19 protein-coding genes and 1 tRNA gene are annotated in these 22,838 nt (G+C 69.4%); 19 read left to right on the forward strand and 1 reads right to left on the reverse strand.

What is annotated here, in order from left to right; genetic code table 11:
- The first annotated feature begins 19 nt into the window (after window positions 1-19).
- The 19 genes from ACFYST_RS26520 (at window position 20) to ACFYST_RS26610 (ending at window position 22,574) form a co-directional block, all read left to right on the forward strand.
- Window positions 20-92 (forward strand) — tRNA-Trp (locus tag ACFYST_RS26520).
- A gap of 142 nt (window positions 93-234) precedes the next feature.
- Window positions 235-591 (forward strand): preprotein translocase subunit SecE, encoded by a 357-nt coding sequence (secE, locus tag ACFYST_RS26525; RefSeq protein ID WP_387644389.1) that lies wholly within the window; start codon window positions 235-237, stop codon window positions 589-591.
- 179 nt (window positions 592-770) lie between these two features.
- On the forward strand, window positions 771-1,649 hold the full coding sequence (gene nusG / locus ACFYST_RS26530; protein WP_387865956.1) for a transcription termination/antitermination protein NusG: 879 nt from the start codon (window positions 771-773) through the stop codon (window positions 1,647-1,649).
- A 167-nt stretch (window positions 1,650-1,816) separates the two neighbouring features.
- Window positions 1,817-2,251 carry a 50S ribosomal protein L11 gene (gene rplK / locus ACFYST_RS26535; RefSeq protein ID WP_387644395.1) on the forward strand — a complete coding sequence of 145 codons (435 nt, stop codon included), beginning with the start codon at window positions 1,817-1,819 and terminating at the stop codon, window positions 2,249-2,251.
- Window positions 2,252-2,328: 77 nt separating this feature from the next.
- Complete coding sequence (rplA, locus tag ACFYST_RS26540; RefSeq protein ID WP_043914633.1) at window positions 2,329-3,051, forward strand: 50S ribosomal protein L1; 723 nt, start codon at window positions 2,329-2,331, stop codon at window positions 3,049-3,051.
- Between the two features lie 155 nt (window positions 3,052-3,206).
- Window positions 3,207-4,031: a hypothetical protein gene (locus ACFYST_RS26545; RefSeq protein ID WP_387865957.1), complete on the forward strand. Its 825-nt coding sequence runs from the start codon at window positions 3,207-3,209 to the stop codon at window positions 4,029-4,031.
- A gap of 95 nt (window positions 4,032-4,126) precedes the next feature.
- Window positions 4,127-4,930 (forward strand): hypothetical protein, encoded by an 804-nt coding sequence (locus tag ACFYST_RS26550; RefSeq protein WP_387865960.1) that lies wholly within the window; start codon window positions 4,127-4,129, stop codon window positions 4,928-4,930.
- Window positions 4,931-5,232: 302 nt separating this feature from the next.
- A complete protein-coding gene (gene rplJ, locus ACFYST_RS26555; protein ID WP_073807895.1) occupies window positions 5,233-5,787 on the forward strand; it encodes a 50S ribosomal protein L10 in 555 nt (184 codons plus the stop codon).
- A gap of 84 nt (window positions 5,788-5,871) precedes the next feature.
- Window positions 5,872-6,252: a 50S ribosomal protein L7/L12 gene (gene rplL, locus ACFYST_RS26560; RefSeq protein ID WP_387644403.1), complete on the forward strand. Its 381-nt coding sequence runs from the start codon at window positions 5,872-5,874 to the stop codon at window positions 6,250-6,252.
- 601 nt (window positions 6,253-6,853) lie between these two features.
- Window positions 6,854-10,327 (forward strand): DNA-directed RNA polymerase subunit beta, encoded by a 3,474-nt coding sequence (rpoB, locus tag ACFYST_RS26565; RefSeq protein WP_043914627.1) that lies wholly within the window; start codon window positions 6,854-6,856, stop codon window positions 10,325-10,327.
- 115 nt (window positions 10,328-10,442) lie between these two features.
- Complete coding sequence (locus tag ACFYST_RS26570) at window positions 10,443-14,336, forward strand: DNA-directed RNA polymerase subunit beta' (protein WP_387644405.1); 3,894 nt, start codon at window positions 10,443-10,445, stop codon at window positions 14,334-14,336.
- 190 nt (window positions 14,337-14,526) lie between these two features.
- Window positions 14,527-15,198: a DUF4097 family beta strand repeat-containing protein gene (locus ACFYST_RS26575; protein WP_387865963.1), complete on the forward strand. Its 672-nt coding sequence runs from the start codon at window positions 14,527-14,529 to the stop codon at window positions 15,196-15,198.
- 108 nt (window positions 15,199-15,306) lie between these two features.
- Window positions 15,307-16,758 carry a WGR domain-containing protein gene (locus ACFYST_RS26580; RefSeq protein WP_387865965.1) on the forward strand — a complete coding sequence of 484 codons (1,452 nt, stop codon included), beginning with the start codon at window positions 15,307-15,309 and terminating at the stop codon, window positions 16,756-16,758.
- Between the two features lie 103 nt (window positions 16,759-16,861).
- A complete protein-coding gene (locus ACFYST_RS26585) occupies window positions 16,862-18,022 on the forward strand; it encodes a sensor histidine kinase (RefSeq protein ID WP_387644413.1) in 1,161 nt (386 codons plus the stop codon).
- A gap of 14 nt (window positions 18,023-18,036) precedes the next feature.
- Window positions 18,037-18,711, forward strand: a complete 675-nt coding sequence (locus ACFYST_RS26590; RefSeq protein WP_387865968.1) for a response regulator — start codon at window positions 18,037-18,039, stop codon at window positions 18,709-18,711.
- A gap of 255 nt (window positions 18,712-18,966) precedes the next feature.
- On the forward strand, window positions 18,967-19,548 hold the full coding sequence (locus tag ACFYST_RS26595) for a hypothetical protein (RefSeq protein ID WP_387865971.1): 582 nt from the start codon (window positions 18,967-18,969) through the stop codon (window positions 19,546-19,548).
- The gene (locus tag ACFYST_RS26600) at window positions 19,545-20,294 is read left to right on the forward strand and encodes an NAD-dependent deacetylase (protein ID WP_387644419.1); all 750 of its coding nucleotides are present in this window, start codon (window positions 19,545-19,547) and stop codon (window positions 20,292-20,294) included. Before ACFYST_RS26595 ends, ACFYST_RS26600 begins: the two co-directional genes overlap by 4 nt.
- A 60-nt stretch (window positions 20,295-20,354) precedes the next feature.
- Window positions 20,355-21,566 carry a cytochrome P450 gene (locus tag ACFYST_RS26605; protein WP_387865973.1) on the forward strand — a complete coding sequence of 404 codons (1,212 nt, stop codon included), beginning with the start codon at window positions 20,355-20,357 and terminating at the stop codon, window positions 21,564-21,566.
- A gap of 33 nt (window positions 21,567-21,599) precedes the next feature.
- Window positions 21,600-22,574 (forward strand): ADP-ribosylglycohydrolase family protein, encoded by a 975-nt coding sequence (locus tag ACFYST_RS26610; protein ID WP_387865975.1) that lies wholly within the window; start codon window positions 21,600-21,602, stop codon window positions 22,572-22,574.
- Window positions 22,575-22,593: 19 nt separating this feature from the next.
- Here ACFYST_RS26610 and ACFYST_RS26615 read toward each other — a convergent pair whose 3' ends face one another.
- Complete coding sequence (locus tag ACFYST_RS26615; RefSeq protein ID WP_387644427.1) at window positions 22,594-22,794, reverse strand: hypothetical protein; 201 nt, start codon at window positions 22,792-22,794, stop codon at window positions 22,594-22,596.
- Window positions 22,795-22,838 lie beyond the last annotated feature (44 nt).

Here is a 22,838-nt window from a genome sequence, read left to right on the forward strand (position 1 = left end):
CGGAGCCGCAGGGTTCCGAAGGGCACTAGCTCAATTGGTAGAGCACCGGTCTCCAAAACCGGCGGTTGGGGGTTCGAGTCCCTCGTGCCCTGCAGCTCGACTCGTGCCAAGCCCGTTCGCTCCGAAGAGCGAGCGGGCTTGATGCGGAGAAGGCCCCGCCCAGCACTGCTTTCGCCGGATCGCCCGTGCAACAGGCACGGTAGCTCCGCAGGACCCGGATTCAGGTGAGGACGAGTGACGGAGACCACGGGCTCCACCGCAACGCCTGAGAGCGGCAACCCCGAGGGGGCCGACGCGGCGGACGAGACCACCGCGGACGGCAAGCTGTCGCGGCGTGAGCGTCGGCGTGCCAACAAGGCCGGCGGCGAGGGTGGCAAGAAGTCCGGCAAGCGGGCCAAGAAGGGCCTGTTCGCGCGGATGGGCATCTTCTACCGCCAGATCATCGCCGAACTGCGCAAGGTCGTCTGGCCCACCCGCAGCCAGCTGATCCAGTACACCACCGTCGTGGTGACCTTCGTGATCGTGCTGATGCTGCTGGTCGCCGGTCTCGACTGGGTCTTCGCCAAGGGAGCCTTCTGGCTCTTCGGCTGACGCCCGATCAGTCCGACCCGAAACCGGGATCCCCGCGGATTCCGCACCGATACTTCACCCCGACCCGGGCCGAATCCCTCGGCCCGGGTCGAGCTGTCGGCGCGAACGCTCACGGGCGACTACCGTTGAGTCGGTACTGTTGAGGTATCCGTTCCACAACCAGGAAAGAAGCAGCGACCGTGTCTGAGTCCCCCCTGTACGACGCCGACGAGACCGTCCGCGAGGCGGATGTCGCCGCCGAGCTGGACGCGGCCGAGGCTGCTGCCGAAGCCGAGTCCGCTGAGGAGATCGTTGACGGCGTGGACGGCGACGAGGACGAGGTCGAGGCCGCCGACGCCGAGGCGGGCGAGCCGGCCGAGGTCGAGGCCGTGCACGAGGTGGACGACGAGGCCGCCGACGAGGCCGCCGACGAGGCCGCCGACGAAGAGGCTCTGGTCGTCGAGGAGGTCGAGTCCGACCCCGTCGCCGAGTTCCGCGAGCAGCTGCGCCGCGCCCCGGGCGAGTGGTACGTCATCCACACCTACGCCGGCTACGAGAACCGGGTGAAGCAGAACCTGGAGCAGCGCTCCGTCTCGCTGAACGTCGAGGACTACATCTTCGAGTCCCAGGTTCCGCAGGAGGAGGTCGTCCAGATCAAGAACGGCGACCGCAAGACCATCCGGCAGAACAAGCTCCCCGGCTACGTGCTGGTGCGCATGGACCTCACCCCCGAGTCCTGGGGCGTCGTGCGCAACACCCCCGGTGTCACCGGCTTCGTCGGCAACGCCTACGACCCGTACCCGCTGACCCTGGACGAGGTCGTCAAGATGCTCGCCCCCGACGTGGAGCGCGCCGCCGCCAAGGAAGCCGGCAAGGCTTCGCCGGTGCGCCCGGTCGAGGTCCAGGTGCTGGACTTCGAGGTCGGCGACTCGGTCACCGTCACCGACGGTCCGTTCGCCACCCTGCAGGCGACCATCAACGAGATCAACCCCGACTCGAAGAAGGTCAAGGGCCTGGTGGAGATCTTCGGCCGGGAGACCCCGGTCGAGCTCTCCTTCGACCAGATCCAGAAGAACTGACCCACAGGTCACCGGTGCCGGGGCGGGGCGGAAGCCTCCGCCCCGGCACCGTTTTGGTCCAGCGCCGCATCAGCGGTTAGCCTGGTCCGATGTGTGTCCTGGCATCCGGGTTTCGCCCCGGTGCCGGGTACCACCAGCACTCACCTCTCGGAAGGACCCGGAGAGACATGCCTCCCAAGAAGAAGAAGGTCACGGGGCTTATCAAGCTCCAGATCAACGCCGGCGCGGCCAACCCGGCGCCGCCGGTCGGCCCCGCGCTGGGTCAGCACGGCGTCAACATCATGGAATTCTGCAAGGCGTACAACGCGGCCACCGAGTCGCAGCGCGGCATGATCGTGCCGGTGGAGATCACGGTCTACGACGACCGTTCCTTCACCTTCGTCACGAAGACCCCGCCGGCTGCGCGCCTCATCCTGAAGGCCGCGGGCATCGACAAGGGCTCCAAGGAGCCGCACAAGACCAAGGTCGCCAAGCTGACCTCGGCCCAGGTGCGCGAGATCGCCACCACCAAGATGCCCGACCTGAACGCCAACGACCTGGACGCCGCGGAGAAGATCATCGCCGGCACCGCCCGGTCGATGGGCGTCACCGTCGAGGGCTGATCAGCCCGTACGTCCACCGTGGTAGGGCCAGCGCGGCCCGTGAATACCACGAACTCCATTAGTTACTAGGAGCAGCAGTGAAGCGCAGCAAGGCCCTCAAGGCCGCGGACGCCCAGGTCGACCGCACCCGGATCTACGCCCCGCTCGAGGCCGTCCGCCTCGCCAAGGCGACCTCCACCACCAAGTTCGACGGCACCGTCGAGGTTGCCATGCGCCTGGGTGTCGACCCGCGCAAGGCCGACCAGATGGTCCGCAGCACCGTCATCCTCCCGCACGGCACCGGTAAGACCGCCCGGGTCCTGGTCTTCGCGAACGGTGAGCGTGCCGAGGCCGCGCGTGCCGCGGGTGCCGACATCGTCGGCTCGGACGAGCTGATCGACGAGGTGGCCAAGGGTCGTCTGGACTTCGACGCCGTCGTCGCCACCCCGGACCTCATGGGCAAGGTCGGCCGCCTGGGCCGCGTGCTCGGTCCCCGTGGCCTGATGCCGAACCCGAAGACCGGCACCGTGACCCCGGACGTCGCCAAGGCCGTCAACGAGATCAAGGGCGGCAAGATCGAGTTCCGCGTCGACAAGCACTCGAACCTGCACCTGATCATCGGCAAGTCCTCGTTCTCGGACGAGCAGCTGGTCGAGAACTACGCCGCGGCGCTGGACGAGGTCCTCCGGGCCAAGCCGTCCGCCGCCAAGGGCCGCTACATCAAGAAGATCGCCTTCTCCACCACCATGGGCCCCGGCATCCAGGTGGACCCGAACCGCACCCGTAACCTCCTCGTCGAGGAGGACCCGGCGGCGGTCTGACCTCAGGTCAGTTCCCCACGCGGTCAACTCACCGGGCCCGCACCCCTCTTCGGGGGTGCGGGCCCGGTGCCGTTAATTGGTCGCGCGCGCCCGAAAGGCCATCGGATAGAGTCCGATGGCCTTTTGAATGAGAATCAGATTAGAGGGGGACTCTCGTGCGCGCACTGCGTACCGTTGCCGTGACCTGCCTGGCCGCAGGTCTGCTGACCGCTTGTGGCAGCTCCGGGTCGGGCAGCAGCACCGCCGACGCCAAGCCGGGTTCGACCGCCTCCGACGGTGCTGCGGCCGGCAAGGGTGGTGCGCAGCTCGGCGCCAAGGAGACGCTGCTCGCCTCGGCCGCGGTGATGGAGAAGGCCGGCAGCGCAAAGCTGGCCGTCACCGGCAAGGACGCAGGCACCGGCGAGTTCGTCTGGAAGGCGCCGAAGTCCTTCCTGCTCAACACCAAGAGCGACGGCCAGGAAGCCAAGGTCCTCTTCGTCGGCGACGTGATGTACGTCAGTGCCGGGGAAAGCCTGGCCAAGGCGGCCGGCGGCAAGACCTGGATGAAGATCGACCCGAAGGACGACGCCCAGGGCGCGCCGGGCGAGAGTGGCGGCATCAGCAAGGCCGCCAGCCTGGAGCTGATGGACCCGGCCGTGCAGTTGGCCGTTGCCGCGCCGACCGCGACCCAGTCCGGCACCGAGACGGTGGAGGGTCAGTTCTGCAAGCACTACCGCAGCGACATCCCGGTGGACGCCCTGGTCGAGAAGCTGCAGCTGAAGCCGGAGGTGAAGACCCAGGTGCTGGACGAACTGAAGAAGAAGGGCTCAACGGTTGCCGCCGAGTTCTGGATCAACGCCAAGAACGAGCTCGTCCAGCAGTCCGACACCGGCTCGGCGACCGGCTTCTCCAAGATCGTCTACAGCGACCTCGGCAGCGTCCAGCCGACCAAGGCCCCGGCCGACTCCGAGGTCTTCTCGCTGGAGGATGTGCTGAAGTAGCGATCCCGGTCCCGTCCGGCCCGGGGTCGCCGCCGGGCCGGACGGGACGCGTGACAAGGTGGGGGAGCGGAACGGACGGCCGGAAGGAGGGACCGATGACGGCACGCGTGCGAACGACCGCGGCCCTGCTCGGGGCCGCCCTGCTGCTGGCCGCGGTGAGCGGCTGCACCGGCTCGAGCCCGGGCGACAGCTCCGCGCGGCCCGCCACCCCGTCCCAGACCAGCGCCCAGGCCACCCCCACCGACCGCTCCCCGCACGGGGTGCTGCTCTCCGCCCAGCTGGCGCTGCGCGAGGCCCGGCGGGGCGAGTTCCGGGCCGTCCTGGGGGAGGCGCACGCCAAGGGCGCGGTGTTCTGGGCGCCGAAGACGGTGCTGCAGTACCGGGGCGACGGGGACGCCCGGCGGCTGATGGTGCTGGACACCTCCGCCTACGTGGGCGGCGACCCGCAGACCGCCGCCAGGCTCGGCGGCCCGCACTGGGAGAAGTACTCGGGCGGCACCCACTGCCCCTACTCCGCGCTGATCGACCGGATCAGCCCGGTGGTCGCCACCACCGCCGCGGCCGCCGCCGACAGCCCGGTGCTGCTCGGCGAGGAGAAGCTGCTGGAGACCACCGTCCAGCACTACCGGGTCACCCTGACCGCCGCCCAGTACGCCGCCGCGCAGACCCAGCTCGACCAGGACCGGCGACAGGCCCTGGAGACCGCGCTCGGCCCCGGCGAGGTGGTGCTCGACCTGTGGCTCAACGACCACGACCAAGTGGTCCAGCTGCGCCGCGCCGCCGCCGAGGTGGACACCATCGGCTACAGCGAGTACGGCAGCTCCGCGATCTCGGTGCAGGGCCCCGCCGAGGCGGACATCGCCCCGGAGTCCGGCGCCGGCCTGCCGCTGTTCCCGTAGCGGTTTGCCGGATTTGGGGATTCGCGGATCGTCCCGTTAAGCTGGGCGAGCCAAAGACCGCTGGTTGTTGCCGTCTGCCCGAGAGGGTGGCCGGTGCCGAAGGATCCGCCTCGTGCGGGTCGCCCGCGCAGGTTATGGAGCAGACAAGATCTCCGAACCGTTCCACGGTTCGTCGAGGTTGTGGCAAGCCCCGTGCGCCTGCGCGCCGGGGCTTTTTCGTTGTCCCGGGCGTCCGCGGCGTTGAATGGTCGACTTCTCGAAGGTCGGCCCGACTTCGACATCACGGAAGGAGGCGTAAGCCTATGGCCAGGCCCGACAAGGCTGCCGACGTCGCCGAGATCACGGACAAGTTCCGTGCTTCCAGCGCCGCCGTTCTGACCGAGTACCGCGGTCTCACGGTGAAGCAGCTCAAGACGCTGCGTCGCTCGCTCACCGGCAACGCCGATTACGCCGTGGTGAAGAACACGCTGACCAAGATCGCGGCCAATGAGGCCGGGATCTCCGAGCTGGACGACCTGTTCGCCGGCCCGACGGCTGTCGCCTTCGTCACCGGTGACCCGGTGGAGTCGGCGAAGGCTCTGCGTGACTTCGCCAAGGAGAACCCTGCTCTCATCATCAAGGGCGGTGTCCTTGACGGTAAGGCGCTGTCCGCCGATGAGATCAAGAAGCTCGCGGACCTCGAGTCCCGCGAGGTGCTGCTCGCCAAGCTGGCGGGTGCGATGAAGGCCAAGCCGTCCCAGGCTGCTGCGGTCTTCCAGGCGCTCCCGTCCAAGCTCGTTCGCACCGTGGAAGCGCTGCGCGAGAAGGTCGAGCAGGGCGGTGCCGGTACTCCGGCTCCCGCCGAGGACGCGGAGTAACTACTCCCCGTCCCAGCGGGCCCGCAAGTACGCCCGCCAATCCGTACATCCGGCACCTGCCGAATTAGTGGAAGGACGCCAATCATGGCGAAGCTCAGCACCGACGAACTGCTTGCCGAGTTCGAGGGCATGACCCTGATCGAGCTCTCCGAGTTCGTCAAGGCGTTCGAGGACAAGTTCGACGTCACCGCCGCCGCCCCGGTCGCCGTTGCCGCCGCCGGTGGCCCGGTTGCCGCTGAGGCCGTCGAGGAGCAGGACGAGTTCGACGTCATCCTCGATGGTGCCGGCGACAAGAAGATCCAGGTCATCAAGGAGGTGCGCGCCCTGACCTCCCTCGGCCTGAAGGAGGCCAAGGACCTCGTTGACACCGCTGGTGCCAAGGTCCTGGAGAAGGTTGCCAAGGACGTCGCCGAGAAGGCGAAGGCTCAGCTCGAGGGCGCTGGCGCCAAGGTCACCGTCAAGTGACTTTCTCCTCTCTCTGAGAGGTGCTCTTCCGGCCGGGCCGGCCACCCTTCGGGGTGGCCGGCCCGGCCTGCTTTTTTTCCGCCCCGGCCCGGCCGGTTCGGCCCTCGGCGGACTCGGATCCTGTCGGTCCCCGGGGGTAGGGTGATCGCTGTCGTCGCCGACCCCGTCACGGGCCGTGTGTAACGCCCGGAGTGGCTGTGACGATGGGCATTGCGAGGTCCGCACCCTGGTGGGGGCCTTGACGAACAGCACGCGGCGCGCGATTCTCGAGGCGCGTGCCCAAGCGGAACCGCCTCCGATGCATATTCGGCGGTGGCACTGGGAAGGTTCCCGGTGACGCAGGAGTGGGTGCGACGGCCCGGCCGGTGAGGGATCACTGCCCGGGTTGTCGGTTGTACGGGAGGAGCGTCCGATTCGGTCTCCGAATCAGGGCTTGCTAGCAGTGTCGCCATTGGCTACACTGTCCCTTTGCGCTGCCTGTTAGCTGCTCTGTGACTCGTCGCCCGGAGTGGCCCCTGTCCTGACCTGGGGTTTTCCGCCTCGGCCATGGCGCGGACGGTATGCGCGTAGTGAGCTCCGAGCCCTCGGAAGGACCCCCCTCTTGGCCGCGCCGCGCAACGCCTCGAACAATTCCGCATCCACCGCCCCGCTCCGCGTCTCGTTCGCGAAGATCAAGGAGCCCCTCGAGGTCCCCAACCTCCTCGCCCTGCAGACCGAGAGCTTTGACTGGCTGCTCGGCAATGCGGCCTGGAAGTCCCGGGTCGAGGCTGCCCTGGAGAGCGGTCAGGACGTCCCCACCAAGTCCGGTCTGGAGGAGATCTTCGAGGAGATCTCCCCGATCGAGGACTTCAGCGGGTCGATGTCCCTGACCTTCCGGGACCACCGTTTCGAGCCGCCGAAGAACTCCATCGACGAGTGCAAGGACCGCGACTTCACCTTCGCGGCCCCGCTCTTCGTCACTGCGGAGTTCACCAACAACGAGACCGGTGAGATCAAGTCCCAGACCGTGTTCATGGGCGACTTCCCGCTCATGACCAACAAGGGCACGTTCATCATCAACGGCACCGAGCGTGTCGTCGTGTCCCAGCTGGTGCGTTCCCCCGGTGTCTACTTCGACTCCACCCTGGACAAGGTGTCCGACAAGGACATCTTCTCCGCGAAGATCATCCCCTCCCGCGGTGCCTGGCTGGAGATGGAGATCGACAAGCGCGACATGGTCGGTGTCCGCATCGACCGCAAGCGCAAGCAGTCGGTCACCGTGCTGCTGAAGGCCCTCGGCTGGACCAACGAGATGATTCTCGAAGAGTTCGGCGAGTACGAGTCGATGCGCGCCACCCTGGAGAAGGACCACACCCAGGGCCAGGACGACGCGCTCCTCGACATCTACCGCAAGCTGCGCCCGGGCGAACCGCCCACGCGTGAGGCCGCGCAGACGCTGCTGGAGAACCTGTACTTCAACCCGAAGCGCTACGACCTGGCGAAGGTCGGCCGCTACAAGGTGAACCGCAAGCTCGGCAACGCCGAGTCGCTGGACTCCGGTGTGCTCACCGAGCCCGACATCATCAACACGATCAAGTACCTGGTCAAGCTGCACGCCGGCGAGACCGAGTGGCGTGATGACGAGGGCCGCGACATTGTCATCGAGGTCGACGACATCGACCACTTCGGCAACCGTCGCCTGCGCAACGTCGGCGAGCTGATCCAGAACCAGGTCCGCACCGGCCTCGCCCGCATGGAGCGAGTGGTCCGCGAGCGCATGACCACCCAGGACGTCGAGGCGATCACGCCGCAGACCCTGATCAACATCCGGCCGGTCGTCGCCTCCATCAAGGAGTTCTTCGGCACCAGCCAGCTGTCGCAGTTCATGGACCAGACGAACCCGCTGTCGGGCCTGACCCACAAGCGTCGTCTGTCCGCGCTCGGCCCCGGTGGTCTGTCCCGTGAGCGGGCCGGCTTCGAGGTCCGTGACGTGCACCCCTCGCACTACGGCCGCATGTGTCCGATCGAGACCCCCGAAGGCCCGAACATCGGTCTGATCGGCTCGCTGGCCTCGTACGGCCGGGTCAACGCGTTCGGTTTCATCGAGACCCCGTACCGCAAGGTCGTCGACGGTGTCGTCACCGAGGCCGTGGACTACCTGACCGCCGACGAGGAGGACCGCTTCGTCATCGCGCAGGCCAACGCCCCGCTGACCGCGGAGCTGACCTTCGCCGAGCCGCGTGTCCTGGTCCGCCGCCGTGGCGGCGAGATCGACTACATCCCCGGCACCGAGATCGACTACATGGACGTCTCGCCGCGCCAGATGGTGTCGGTCGCGACCGCCATGATCCCCTTCCTCGAGCACGACGACGCCAACCGCGCGCTGATGGGCTCGAACATGATGCGCCAGGCCGTCCCGCTGCTCCGCAGCGAGGCGCCGCTGGTCGGCACCGGCATGGAGTACCGCTGCGCCGTCGACGCCGCGGACGTCATCACCGCCGACAAGGCCGGTGTGGTGCAGGAGGTCTCGGCCGACTACGTCACCGTGGCCAACGACGACGGCACGTACAACACGTACCGCGCCGCCAAGTTCACCCGCTCCAACCAGGGCACCGCCTTCAACCAGAAGGTGCTCGTGGACGAGGGCGCCCGGGTGGAGGCCGGCCAGGTGCTGGCCGACGGCCCGTGCACCGACGAGGGCGAGATGGCCCTCGGCAAGAACCTCCTCGTGGCGTTCATGTCGTGGGAAGGCCACAACTACGAGGACGCGATCATCCTGTCGCAGCGCCTCGTCCAGGACGACGTCCTCTCCTCGATCCACATCGAGGAGCACGAGGTCGACGCCCGTGACACCAAGCTGGGCCCCGAGGAGATCACCCGGGACATCCCGAACGTCTCCGAGGAGGTCCTCGCCGACCTCGACGAGCGCGGCATCATCCGGATCGGCGCCGACGTCGTCACCGGCGACATCCTGGTCGGCAAGGTCACCCCGAAGGGTGAGACCGAGCTGACCCCGGAGGAGCGCCTGCTCCGCGCGATCTTCGGTGAGAAGGCCCGTGAGGTCCGCGACACCTCGCTGAAGGTGCCGCACGGTGAGTCCGGCAAGGTCATCGGCGTCCGCGTCTTCGACCGTGAGGAGGGCGACGAGCTTCCCCCCGGCGTGAACCAGCTGGTCCGCGTCTACGTCGCCCAGAAGCGCAAGATCACCAACGGTGACAAGCTCGCCGGCCGTCACGGCAACAAGGGTGTTATCTCCAAGATCCTGCCGGTCGAGGACATGCCGTTCCTGGAGGACGGCACCCCGGTCGACATCATCCTGAACCCGCTGGGTGTTCCGTCCCGAATGAACCCGGGACAGGTCCTGGAGATTCACCTCGGCTGGCTCGCCAAGCAGGGCTGGGATGTCTCCGGCCTCGCCGACGAGTGGGCCAAGCGCCTGCAGGCGATCGGCGCGGACACCGTCGAGGGTGGCACCAACCTCGCCACCCCGGTGTTCGACGGCGCCCGCGAGGACGAGATCACCGGCCTGCTGGACAACACCACCCTCACCCGTGACGGTGAGCGCCTGGTGAACTCCACCGGCAAGGCCCGGCTGTTCGACGGCCGCTCCGGCGAGCCGTTCCCGATGCCGGTCTCGGTCGGCTACATGTACATCCTCAAGCTGCACCACCTGGTCGACGACAAGCTGCACGCCCGTTCGACCGGTCCGTACTCGATGATCACCCAGCAGCCGCTCGGTGGTAAGGCGCAGTTCGGTGGTCAGCGCTTCGGTGAGATGGAGGTGTGGGCCCTTGAGGCATACGGCGCCGCGTACGCGCTGCAGGAACTGCTCACCATCAAGTCCGACGACGTCCTCGGCCGTGTGAAGGTCTACGAGGCCATCGTCAAGGGCGAGAACATCCCCGAGCCCGGCATTCCCGAGTCCTTCAAGGTCCTCATCAAGGAAATGCAGTCGCTCTGCCTCAACGTGGAGGTGCTGTCCTCGGACGGCCAGTCCATCGAGATGCGGGACAGCGACGAGGACGTGTTCCGCGCCGCCGAGGAGCTCGGCATTGACCTGTCCCGGCGCGAGCCGAGCAGCGTCGAAGAGGTCTGACGGAGGTCGGGCCGGCCGGCTGCTTCTAAATTGACGCAGCCCGGTCGGCCCGCCCCCAGGCCCCCCTCAGACCAACAGACAGACTCTCGAATCACGAAAGAGGGCTTGACGACCAGTGCTTGACGTCAACTTCTTCGACGAGCTCCGCATCGGACTGGCCACCGCCGACGACATCCGCCAGTGGTCGCACGGCGAGGTGAAGAAGCCGGAGACCATCAACTACCGCACGCTGAAGCCGGAAAAGGACGGCCTTTTCTGCGAGAAGATCTTCGGTCCCACCCGGGACTGGGAGTGCTACTGCGGTAAGTACAAGCGCGTCCGCTTCAAGGGCATCATCTGTGAGCGCTGCGGCGTCGAGGTGACCCGCGCCAAGGTGCGCCGTGAGCGGATGGGCCACATCGAGCTGGCCGCCCCGGTCACCCACATCTGGTACTTCAAGGGTGTCCCGTCGCGTCTGGGCTACCTGCTCGACCTCGCGCCGAAGGACCTCGAGAAGGTCATCTACTTCGCCGCCTACATGATCACCTGGGTGGACGACGAGCGCCGTCAGCGCGACCTCCCCTCCCTGGAGGCGCACGTCTCGGTCGAGCGCCAGCAGATCGAGAACCGCCGTGACTCCGACCTGGAGGCCCGGGCCAAGAAGGCCGAGTCCGACCTGGCCGAGCTGGAGGCCGAGGGCGCCAAGGCCGACGTCCGCCGCAAGGTGCGTGAGGGCGCCGAGCGCGAGATGAAGCAGCTCCGCGACCGCACCCAGCGCGAGATCGACCGCCTGGACGAGGTGTGGGCCCGCTTCAAGAACCTCAAGGTCCAGGACCTCGAGGGCGACGAGCTGCTCTACCGCGAGCTGCGTGACCGCTTCGGCACCTACTTCTCCGGCTCGATGGGCGCGGCGGCCCTCAAGGACCGCCTCGAGTCCTTCGACCTGGGCGAGGAGGCCGAGCGCCTCCGCGAGATCATCCGTACCGGCAAGGGCCAGAAGAAGACCCGTGCGCTCAAGCGCCTCAAGGTCGTCTCCGCCTTCCTGCAGACCAGCAACAAGCCCAAGGGCATGGTTCTGGACTGCGTCCCGGTGATCCCGCCGGACCTGCGTCCGATGGTCCAGCTCGACGGTGGCCGCTTCGCGACCTCCGACCTGAACGACCTGTACCGCCGCGTCATCAACCGCAACAACCGCCTGAAGCGGCTTCTCGACCTCGGCGCGCCCGAGATCATCGTGAACAACGAGAAGCGCATGCTGCAGGAGGCCGTCGACGCGCTGTTCGACAACGGCCGTCGTGGCCGTCCGGTCACCGGTCCGGGCAACCGCCCGCTGAAGTCCCTCAGCGACATGCTGAAGGGCAAGCAGGGTCGTTTCCGTCAGAACCTGCTCGGCAAGCGAGTCGACTACTCGGCCCGTTCGGTCATCGTCGTCGGCCCGCAGCTCAAGCTGCACCAGTGCGGTCTGCCGAAGGCCATGGCGCTGGAGCTCTTCAAGCCGTTCGTGATGAAGCGCCTGGTCGACCTGAACCACGCGCAGAACATCAAGTCGGCCAAGCGCATGGTCGAGCGCGCCCGCCCCGTGGTGTGGGACGTCCTCGAAGAGGTCATCGCCGAGCACCCGGTTCTGCTGAACCGTGCGCCCACCCTGCACCGCCTTGGCATCCAGGCCTTCGAGCCGCAGCTGGTCGAGGGCAAGGCCATCCAGATCCACCCGCTCGTCTGCACCGCGTTCAACGCGGACTTCGACGGTGACCAGATGGCCGTGCACCTGCCGCTGTCCGCGGAGGCGCAGGCCGAGGCCCGCATCCTGATGCTGTCCTCGAACAACATCCTGAAGCCGGCCGACGGTCGCCCCGTCACCATGCCGACCCAGGACATGGTGCTGGGCCTGTTCTTCCTCACCTCGGACCGCGAGGAGGTCAAGGGCAAGGGCCGTTCCTTCTCCTCGACCGCCGAGGCGATCATGGCCTTCGACGCCCGCGAGCTGGACGTCCAGGCCACCATCGACCTGCGCATGGCCGCCGGCACCGTCCCGCCGCGGGGCTGGACCCCGCCGGTGGACGAGGACGGGCAGCCGACCTGGCACGAGGGTGAGCCGTTCCGGATCACCACCACGCTGGGCCGGGCGCTCTTCAACGAGCTGCTGCCCGAGGACTACCCGTTCGTCGACTACGAGATCGGCAAGAAGCAGCTCTCGGCGATCGTCAACGACCTCGCCGAGCGTTACCCGAAGGTCGTCGTCGCCGCGGCGCTCGACAACCTGAAGGCGGCCGGCTTCCACTGGTCGACCCGTTCCGGTGTCACCGTCTCGATCTCGGACGTCATCGTCCCGCCGAGCAAGCCCGCCATCCTGGAGGGCTACGAGGCGCAGGCGGAGAAGGTCCAGCGCCAGTACGAGCGCGGTCTGATCACGGACAACGAGCGCAAGTCCGAGCTCATCGGCATTTGGACCCGCGCGACCAACGAGGTCGCCGACGCGATGGCCGCGAACTTCCCGAAGACGAACCCCATCTTCATGATGGTCGACTCGGGTGCTCGAGGAAACATGATGCAGATGCGTCAGATCGCCGGTATGCGTGGTCTGGTGTCGAACGCGAAGAACGAGACCATCGCGCGTCCCATCAAGGCCTCGTTCCGTGAGGGCCTGTCCGTGCTGGAGTACTTCATCTCCACCCACGGTGCCCGTAAGGGTCTGGCCGACACCGCGCTGCGTACCGCCGACTCGGGTTACCTGACCCGTCGTCTGGTGGACGTCTCGCAGGACGTGATCATCCGCGAGGAGGACTGCGGCACCGAGCGCGGCCTCAAGCTGGAGATCGGCCAGGTCGGCGCGGACGGTGTGCTGCGCAAGGCCGACGACGTCGAGACCAGCGTGTACGCCCGCATGCTCGCCGAGGACATCACTGTCGACGGCAAGCTGATCGCGACCGCCAACACCGACCTCGGCGACGTCCTGATGGACGAGCTGATCCGGCACGGCGTCAGCGCGGTCAAGGTCCGCTCGATCCTGACCTGTGAGTCGGCGGTCGGCACCTGTGCCTTCTGCTACGGCCGCTCGCTGGCCACCGGCAAGCTGGTCGACATCGGTGAGGCGGTCGGCATCATCGCCGCCCAGTCCATCGGTGAGCCCGGTACCCAGCTGACCATGCGTACCTTCCACACCGGTGGTGTGGCCGGTGACGACATCACCCAGGGTCTGCCGCGTGTCGTCGAGCTCTTCGAGGCGCGTACCCCGAAGGGTGTCGCCCCGATCTCGGAGGCGCAGGGTCGGGTCCGCATCGAGGACACCGAGAAGACCCGCAAGGTCGTCGTCACGCCGGACGACGGCACGGACGAGATCGCTTACCCGGTCTCCAAGCGCGTCAAGCTGCTCGTCAGCGAGGGCGAGGCGGTCGAGGTCGGCCAGAAGCTGACCGTCGGTGCCACCAACCCGCACGACGTGCTGCGGATCATGGGCCAGCGTGCCGTCCAGATCCACCTGGTCGCCGAAGTCCAGAAGGTCTACAACTCGCAGGGCGTGTCGATCCACGACAAGCACATCGAGATCATCATCCGGCAGATGCTCCGCCGCGTGACGATCATCGAGTCGGGCGACGCCGAGCTGCTGCCGGGCGAGCTGGTCGAGCGCGGCCGCTTCGAGCAGGAGAACCGCCGCGTGGTGTCCGAGGGCGGCCACCCCGCCTCCGGCCGTCCGCAGCTGATGGGTATCACCAAGGCCTCGCTGGCCACCGAGTCCTGGCTGTCGGCCGCCTCCTTCCAGGAGACGACCCGGGTGCTGACCGACGCGGCGATCCACGCCAAGTCGGACCCGCTGCTGGGCCTCAAGGAGAACGTCATCCTCGGTAAGCTCATCCCGGCCGGTACGGGTCTGCCCCGCTACCGCAACATCCGGGTCGAGCCGACCGAAGAGGCCAAGGCCGCGATGTACTCGGCCGTCGGCTACGACGACTACGACCTGTCGCCGTTCGGCGCGGGCTCCGGTCAGGCCGTCCCGCTGGACGACTACGACTACGGTCCGTACACCGGCTGATCCTTCGGCTGATCTTTCGGTTGAACCGCAGGGCGGTCACCCCACTCGGGGTGGCCGCCCTGCGGCGTTCCCGGCCCCGCGTTTCACCTAGGGGATCCCCCTGGGGACGGAGGCGGCCGAACCACTCCGTGGAGGGAGGCGCCGGGGCCCCGGGGAACGGGAGACTTGGGGAAGTCGAAAGGAGGCCGCGGTGAAGCGGATCATGGGGGCGGCGGCGGTCGTCGGGCTGCTGGTGGTCGGGGCGGTGGGCTGCGGGCCGTGGGGCGATCAGCAGCGCAAGACGGTGTCGTACGAGGTGCCCGGGCAGGTCGATCAACTGGTGGTCGACGGGACCAGTGGCGGGATCGACGTGAGGGTCGGCGACGGGCCGGTGCGGGTGGTGGAGAAGCGCGCCTGGAAGGACGAGGAGCCGCAGGGCACTCACGAGCTCAAGGACGGGGTGCTGAAGCTCACCTACTCCTGCAGCAGCTGCGGGATCGGCTACGAGGTGCACGTCCCGGCCGGGACGAAGCTGACGCTCAAGCAGACCAGCGGCGGCATCCAGCTGCACGACGTGGCGGGCGACGTGGACGCCAAGGTGAGCTCCGGCGGGATCGACGCCTTCGGGCTGAAGTCCAAGAACGTGAAGATGTCCGTGGAGTCCGGCGGCGTGAACGCCCGGTTCGCCGAGGCGCCGGCCCGGGCGGAGATGACCACCGAGTCCGGCGGCGTGCAGGTGAGGGTGCCGTCGGGGGAGCAGTACCAGGTGGACGCGCGCGCCGACAGCGGCGGCACCGAGGTGAAGGTGCCCTCGACCCCCGGCGCGCCGCACCTCGTGATCGCCCGCGCCGACAGCGGCGGTGTGCAGGTGTACAACAGCTGACCGGCCGTCGGGGCTGTCGGTGGCAGGGCCTAGATTGAGGTGTGTCGGCAGGTGGCGAAGGCCCCGCCGGCACCCCCCCGAACTCTGTGCCCGAAAGGGGCGTCGGCCATGTCTGCCACCGTTTCCGCAGACCCGCAGGTGACCTACCTGGAACTCTCCGAGGACCAGGGCAGTGCCCACAAGTTCTACGAAGTCACGGTCAAGGGCGCGGAGTTGACGATCCGCTACGGCCGGATCGGCGAGCCGGGGACGACCAAGACCACGGTGTGCCCGAGCGCGGAGAAGGCCGCCGCGACGGCCGCCAAGAAGATCGGCGAGAAGGTCCGCAAGGGCTATGCGCCGGCCGTCCAGGGCGTGCGCCAGCGCCGGGCGGTGACCCGCCGGGAGATCACCTCGACCCGCTCCACCGCCCGCCAGGCGCCGCTGCTGTGGCGCTTCCGCTCCGGCTCGCCCGCATTCGGGGTGTACGTCGGCGAGGACCACGCCTGGGTCGGCAACGAGAGCGGCGACGTCTACACGCTGACCCGGGACGGTGAGGTCACCGGCCGGTTCGGCCTCCCCGACGGCGTCAAGTGCATCGTCGCCGACGACTGGTGGATCTACGCGGGCTGCGACGACGGCAAGGTGTACGACCTGGGCGGCAAGGTGCCGCGGGTGGCGTACGAGATCGCCCAGGACGTCGACATCTACTGGCTGGACATCCACGACGGCGTGCTCGGCGTCGCCGACGCGCGCGGCGGGCTGACCACCGTCGACCACGAGGACGAGTTCCAGTGGCGGCGGAAGGCCGACGGCAGCGCCGGCTGGATGGTGCGCTGCGACGCCGACTCCGTCTACCACGGCTACTCGGCGGGCGTCAGCCGGTACGCGAAGCGTGGCGGCGACCAGCAGTGGCACGCCCGCACCAAGGGCCAGGTGCTGTTCGGCTGGCAGGAACGGGACGAGGTGTTCGCCGGCACCTCGCAGGGCTGGGTGCACCGGCTGCGCAAGTCCGACGGCGTCGAGGTCACCGCGTACAAGTGCGACGCCGCGGTGTTCTCCTGCGCGGCCTCCCCGGACGGCGAGTACGTGTTCGCCGGCGACAACCACTCGTCGGTGTACTGCTTCGCCGCCGACGGCACCCGGCTGTGGAAGCTCGGCACCGGCTGCGGCTCCGCGTACAGCATGCAGTACCGCGACGGGCGGCTGTACGTCGTCACCACCGACGGCTCGCTGGCCTGCCTGGACGCCTCGCCGGGCGCCGTGCAGGCCGCCGAGCAGGGCACCCTGCCGGCCACCGCCGAGGTCAGCGGCCGCGGCTTCGCCCGGGTCGAGTCGTCCGCGGTGCTGGAGACCGTCAGCGTCACCGCGGCGGCCGGCAGCGGCATCGAGGTGGAGTGCGTCGCCGACGGCAGCCGGCTGCGGGTGCGGGTGGTGTCACCCGGCTTCGACCCGTCCTGGCGGGTGCAGTTCCCCAAGGACGTCCGTGTCGCCGGGGCGCGCTACCTGGTGGCGGAGGTGCGGGAGTCCGCGTCCGGCGGGTTCTACCGGGCGCGCGGAGAGATCAAGCGGCTGCTGTGACGCCCGGTCATTGACGCATCGTCAAGGGCGCTCCCGGTCGGGGGCGCCCTTCGGCGTTCCCGGGGAGGGCGGCGGCCGTCCGACGATGCGAGAGGATGCGCGAATGGGGAAGTGGACGGAAGGCCTGCTGGCCTGGGGGAGGGTCCGGCCGTGGGCGGTGGACCTGCCGCTGGTCGCGCTGGCGGTCTGGGTCTCGGTCATGGGCGTGTGGACCGACCCGGAAGGCGCGGGCGGGAAATGGTGGGCGTACGCGCTGGCGCTCGCCGGGTCGGTGCCGCTGTGGTGGCGGCGCCGGTGGCCGTGGGCGGTGCTGCTGATCTGCTCGCTGCCCACCATGGCGCTGTCCGTGCTGGCGCACTTCGCGATGCCGCAGATCCAGGTCGCCATGGCGGTCGCCATCTACACCGCCGCCGACCGCGGCAAGGACTGGCAGCGCGCCTTGCTGCTGGCCGTCCTGGTGATCGGCAACGTGATCGGCACCCACTCCTTCGGCGGCGCGCTGTTCAGCCTGGTGGTGTCCGTCGGCAGCTTCGTGGTCGGCTCGCTGGTGCGCGAACTGCGCCGGCTGGCCGGCGTCGAGGCCGAACGCGCCCGGCAGGCCGGGCTGCGCGCCGCCAGCGACGCCGCCCGGGCCGTCGCTGAGGAACGCGGCCGGATCGCCCGCGAGATGCACGACATCCTCGCCCACGCCGTCTCCCTGATGGTCGTCCAGGCCGAAGCCGGCCCACTGGTCGTGCGCAGCAACCCCGACCGGGCGATCCGCGCCTTCGACGCCATCGCCGACTCCGGACGCGACGCGATGGTCCAGCTCCGGCGCGTACTCGGCGTGCTCAAGGAGGACGGGGCGGCGCCCGCGCTCGCCCCGCAGCCCCGGCTGGCCGAACTCGCGGGGGTCCTCGACCGCGTCCGCGAATCGGGCGTCGACGTCGACGCCCGCATCGAGGAGGCCGGGCCCGCGGAGGTGCAGGCCGCGGCCTACCGGATCGTCCAGGAAGCCCTCACCAACGTGGTCAAGCACGCCGGGGCGGGCCGGGTCGTGGTGCGGGTCGCCGTTCGGGACGGTGCCGATCTGACCGTTTCGGTCGCCGACGACGGGAGGGGGCCAGCTGTTGCGGTCGGGGCCGGGATCGACGGGCGCTCCGGCGGACGCGGCCTGCTCTCCATCCGGGAACGCGCCGCCGCCTGCGGCGGCACTGTCGAAACCGGCCCCCGGCCCGACGGCCCGGGCTACCTGGTGGCTGCCGTGCTGCCGCTCAACGCCTGAGAGAGGAAGTTCAGTTGCCCATACGAGTGGTGATCGCCGACGACCAGGAACTGGTCCGCGCCGGATTCGGCATGATCCTCGACGCCCAACCCGACATCGAGGTCGTCGCCGAAGCCGGCGACGGACAGCAGGCGATAGAGGCTGTGCGCAGCTTTGATCCCGACGTGCTGCTGCTCGACGTCCGGATGCCGGTGATGGACGGGCTGGAGGCGGCGCGCCGGGTCTGTGCCGAGTTCCCCCGCTGCAAAGTGATCATGCTGACCACCTTCGACGTCGATGACTACGTGTTCGACGCGCTGTACGCAGGGGCGAGCGGCTTCCTGCTCAAGGATGTCCGCCGCGACGACCTCGCCCACGCCGTCCGGGTCGTCAACTCCGGCGAGGCCCTGCTCGCTCCGTCCGTCACCCGCCGGGTCATCGGCGAAGTCACGGCGCGCAAGGCGGGCGGGGCGCTGGCCGTCTCCCGGCCGCTGAGTCTGCTCCTGGGCACCCTCACCGCCCGCGAGCTGGAGACCCTGCGGCTGGTCGCGCGGGGGATGTCGAACGCCGAGATCGCGGCGGAGCTGGTGGTGAGTGAGCACACCGTCAAGACGCACGTGAGCAACCTGCTGCAGAAGCTGGGGCTGCGGGACCGGGTGCATGCGGTGGTGTTCGCGTACGAGGCGGGGGCCGTGACGGCAGGGGAGTAGGCACGCGCTTACCGGTCCGCAAGGTCGCGATCACGTGCAGGTCATTGTCCTGCGTCGCGATCTTGCGGGTGGGTGCCTTCCGATTCGCGCAGTTCCCCGCGCCCCTGTTTTCGCGTCCACCCGCTCTCGCAGTCCACCCGCGTCTCCTCCTTGGGAGGGATGCGGACCTTTCACCGTCGCGGGGGAGTTGCGCCGCAGGCTCTCCCGGCAGGGTTGGGGGTGTCGAAAAGGGCACTCTCGCAAAGGGGTTGGGCAATGGTTACGGGGCGTCGGGCGCTGGGATGGTCGGCGGGGCTGCTCGCGGTGTACGGGGCGGTGCGGTTGGTGCCGGGGTCGCGGGGGGTGGGGGCGGGCTGGACGGTCGGGCACCTCGCGCTGTTCGCGGGGATGGTGCTGATGGGTCTCGGCATGGTGGAGCTGTGGCGGCTCGGTGGTGAACGGGGGGTCTGGGGCCGCGTCTGGCTGGGGGCTGGTCTGGCGGGGGTGGTGGCCGGCCTGGCGCAGAGCGGCATCGACCTGTACGCGAACGCGGTCTCCGCGGACTACGCGGCGCGTTCCGACCTGTTCGAGCGGGTGCAGTCGGTGCCGGGGGTGATGCCGCTGGTGTACACGGTGGTGCCGATGATGCTGTACGTGGGGCTGCTGGCGCTGCTGGTGCGGCTGACGGTGCGCGGGGTGGTGCGCTGGTGGAGCCCGGTGCTGGTGCTGGTGGGCACGGTGTTGATGGGGGCGTCGCTGGACTTCATGCCGGTCGGTGCGGCGCTGTACCTGGTGGCGTTCTGGCCGGTGATAACGGGTGGTCAGAACCGGCTGCGGGCCGTACCGTCCGGGGCATGAGCGAGAAGCGTCCGATGGTGGCGGTGTTGACGGGGGCGGGGATCTCCACGGACTCGGGGATTCCCGACTACCGCGGCCCGCAGGGGCTCTGGCAGCGCGATCCGAGCGCGCAGGAGACGGTGACGATCGGCCCGTACCTGGCGAGCACGGAGGTGCGCCGCCGGTCCTGGCTGATGCGGCGGGACGCCGGCGCGATCGGTGCCGAGCCGAACGCCGGGCACCGGGCGCTGGCGGACCTGGAACGGGCGGGCGTGCCGATGCGGGTGCTGACGCAGAACGTGGACGGCCTGCACCAGGCGGCCGGGCTGCCCGCCCGGAAAGTGATCGAGCTGCACGGCACCGCCACCGAGGTGCAGTGCGCCAGGTGCCGGGTGGTCGGTCCGATGGCGGCGGCGCTGGAGCGGGTCGCGGCGGGGGAGGACGACCCGGCGTGCGAGCAGTGCGGCGGGGTGCTGCGTCCGCGCACCGTGATGTTCGGCGAGGCCCTGGACGAGCGGGTGCTGGCGCAGGCGGACGCGGTCGCCAAGGCGTGCCAGGTCTTCCTGGCGGTGGGCAGTTCGCTGCAGGTGATGCCGGCGGCGCTGCTGCCGCGGATCGCGCTGGAGCGCGGCGCGAAGCTGATCGTCGTCAACGGCGAGCCCACGGCGTACGACGAGGCCGCGCACGAGGTGATCCGCGAGCCGATCTCGGAGGCGCTGCCGAAGCTGGTCCGGCGGCTGGTGAACGGCGACCTGGCCCGGGCCTGAGCACAAACCCGCAGGTCGGGCGGCATACGATGGCGATCTGACGAGCAGGGAGACAACTCCATGGCGCTTGATGCCTTCGACCCGTGGTCGGCCGAGTTCGTGGCCCACCCGTACCCGGCGTACGCGGTGCTGCGCGAGCAGTCGCCGGTCGTCCACTACGAACCGAGCGACCAGTGGCTGGTGTCCCGGTACGCGGACGTCAACGCGCTGCTGCGGGACCGGCGGCTGGGACGCACCTACACGCACCGGTTCAGCCACGAGGAGTTCGGGCAGAGCGCGCCGAACCCCGCGCACGAGCCGTTCCACACCCTCAACGACTTCGGCCTGCTCGACCTGGAGGGCCCCGACCACACCCGGATCCGGCGGCTGGTGGCCAAGGCGTTCACCCCGCGCATGGTGGAGTCGCTGCGCCCGACCGTGCGGCGGCTGGCCGGCGAACTGGTCGACGGGCTGCTCGCCGACGGCGGCGGCGACCTGATCGCGAAGGTCGCCGAGCCGCTGCCGGTCGCCGTGATCGCCGAGATGCTGGGCGTCCCCGAGGCGGACCGGCACCTGCTGCGGCCCTGGTCGGCCGACATCACCGGCATGTTCGAGCTCAATCCGAGCGAGGACACCGCCCGCCGGGCGGTCACCGCCAGCCTCGAATTCTCCGCCTACCTGCGGGAGTTGATCCGCCGCCGGCGCGAGGAACCCGGCACCGACCTGATCAGCGCGCTGACCCAGGCCGTCGAGGACGGGCAGGTGCTCAGCGAGCAGGAGATGATCTCCACCTGCGTGCTGCTGCTGAACGCCGGCCACGAGGCGACCGTCAACACCACCGGCAACGGCTGGTGGGCGCTGCTCCGCAACCCCGGCGAACTCGCCCGGCTGCGCGGCGCGGTGGACGAACTGCTGCCCACCGCGATCGAAGAACTGATGCGGTACGACACCCCGCTGCAGATGTTCGAACGCTGGGTGCTGGAGGACATCGAGGTCGGCGGCGTGCGGATCCCGCGCGGCTCCGAGGTGGCGCTGCTGTTCGGCTCCGCCAACCGCGACCCCGAGCGGTTCACCGACCCCGACCGGCTCGACCTCGGCCGCACCGACAACCCGCACATCACCTTCGGCGCCGGAATTCACTTCTGTCTCGGCGCGCCCCTTGCCAGACTTGAACTCACCGAGTCCTACGGCGCACTGCTCCGCAAGGCCCCCGGGCTGACGCTGGTGCGCGAACCCGAGTGGAACCCCGGCTACGTGATCCGCGGACTCAAGGAACTGCTGGTCGAGGTCTGAGAGGGGCATGCCGTGGGGCGGGCGACAGGAGCGATGCTGGGGCTGGCGATCGGCGACGCCATCGGCAAGCGCACCGAGTTCCTGAACCTGGACGAGATCGGGCTGCTCAGCCCCGACTGGCGGCAGCTCCCGCTGCCGAAGAAGGCCCAGGTCACCGACGACACCCAGATGACGCTGGCACTCGCCCGCGCCCTGCGCACCGGCCTCGCCGAGGGCCCGCTCGTCCCGCTGCGCCTCGAACTGCCGCTGCGCGAGGAGTTCGTGGACTGGTGGCGCTCCCCGGACAACAACCGGGCCCCCGGCATGACCTGCCTGCGGTCCTGCTTCCGGCTCTCCACCGGCCGGCCCTGGCAGGACGCGTCCGACATCGGCTCCAAGGGCTGCGGCGCGAACATGCGGGTCGCCCCGCTCGGCCTGGTCCGCGAGCTGACCGACCGGCAGGTCTCCGGCGCCTCCCAGCTGCAGTCCGGCCTCACCCACGGCCACCCGACCGCGCTGGCCGCCAGCGAACTCACCGCGTTCACCGTCCGCTGGCTCGCCCAGGGCACCCACCCGTCCGAACTCCCCGCCCGCCTGCGCGCCCACGCCCACCAACAACGCACCCACTACGACGAGTTCTGGCTCGGCGACCTCGCCTCCCGGGGCCACTTCGGCTCTCCGCAGGAGTTCATCGCCCGCGGCTGGGACGAGTGCCTCCTCGCCCTCGACCGCCTCGACGCCGCCCTCGCCGCCGGCGAGCCGGACGCCGACCCCTGCGAACGGACGGGCGAAGGCTGGGTCGCCGAGGAAGCGTTCGCCACCGCCCTGCTCTGCTTCCTGCTGCTCCCCGACGACCCGGTCGCCGCCGTCCGCCGCGCTGCCGTCTCCTCCGGCGACTCCGACTCCCTGGCCTGCCTGGCCGGCGCCTTCGCCGGCGCCCGGCACGGCGAGGGCGCGTGGCCGCGGGAGTGGGTGGAGCGGATCGAGTACCGCAAGGAGCTGCTCGCGTTCGGTGCGCTCTGGGACTGACGCGAGAGCGAACGTCCCGCTACGTCAGGAGCCCGCGCGAGCGGAGGTCCGCCGCCACCGTCGCGACCAGTGCCCGGAACGCGGGGACCGGGGCGGCCTGCGCCTCGGGGGAGCCGAGCGAGCCGGCCGGGATGAAGACGACGTGGCAGCGCTGGCAGAGGTATGCGGTGCTCCACACGGCGACCCGCGAGGGGAAGACCTGCGAGTACTCGTCCGGCACTGCGGGCAGTTGATTCGGCTCCCACGTCCCCCCGACGTCGGTGA

It is taken from the genome of Kitasatospora sp. NPDC004614, assembly GCF_042873675.1.
Lineage (GTDB): Bacteria > Actinomycetota > Actinomycetes > Streptomycetales > Streptomycetaceae > Kitasatospora.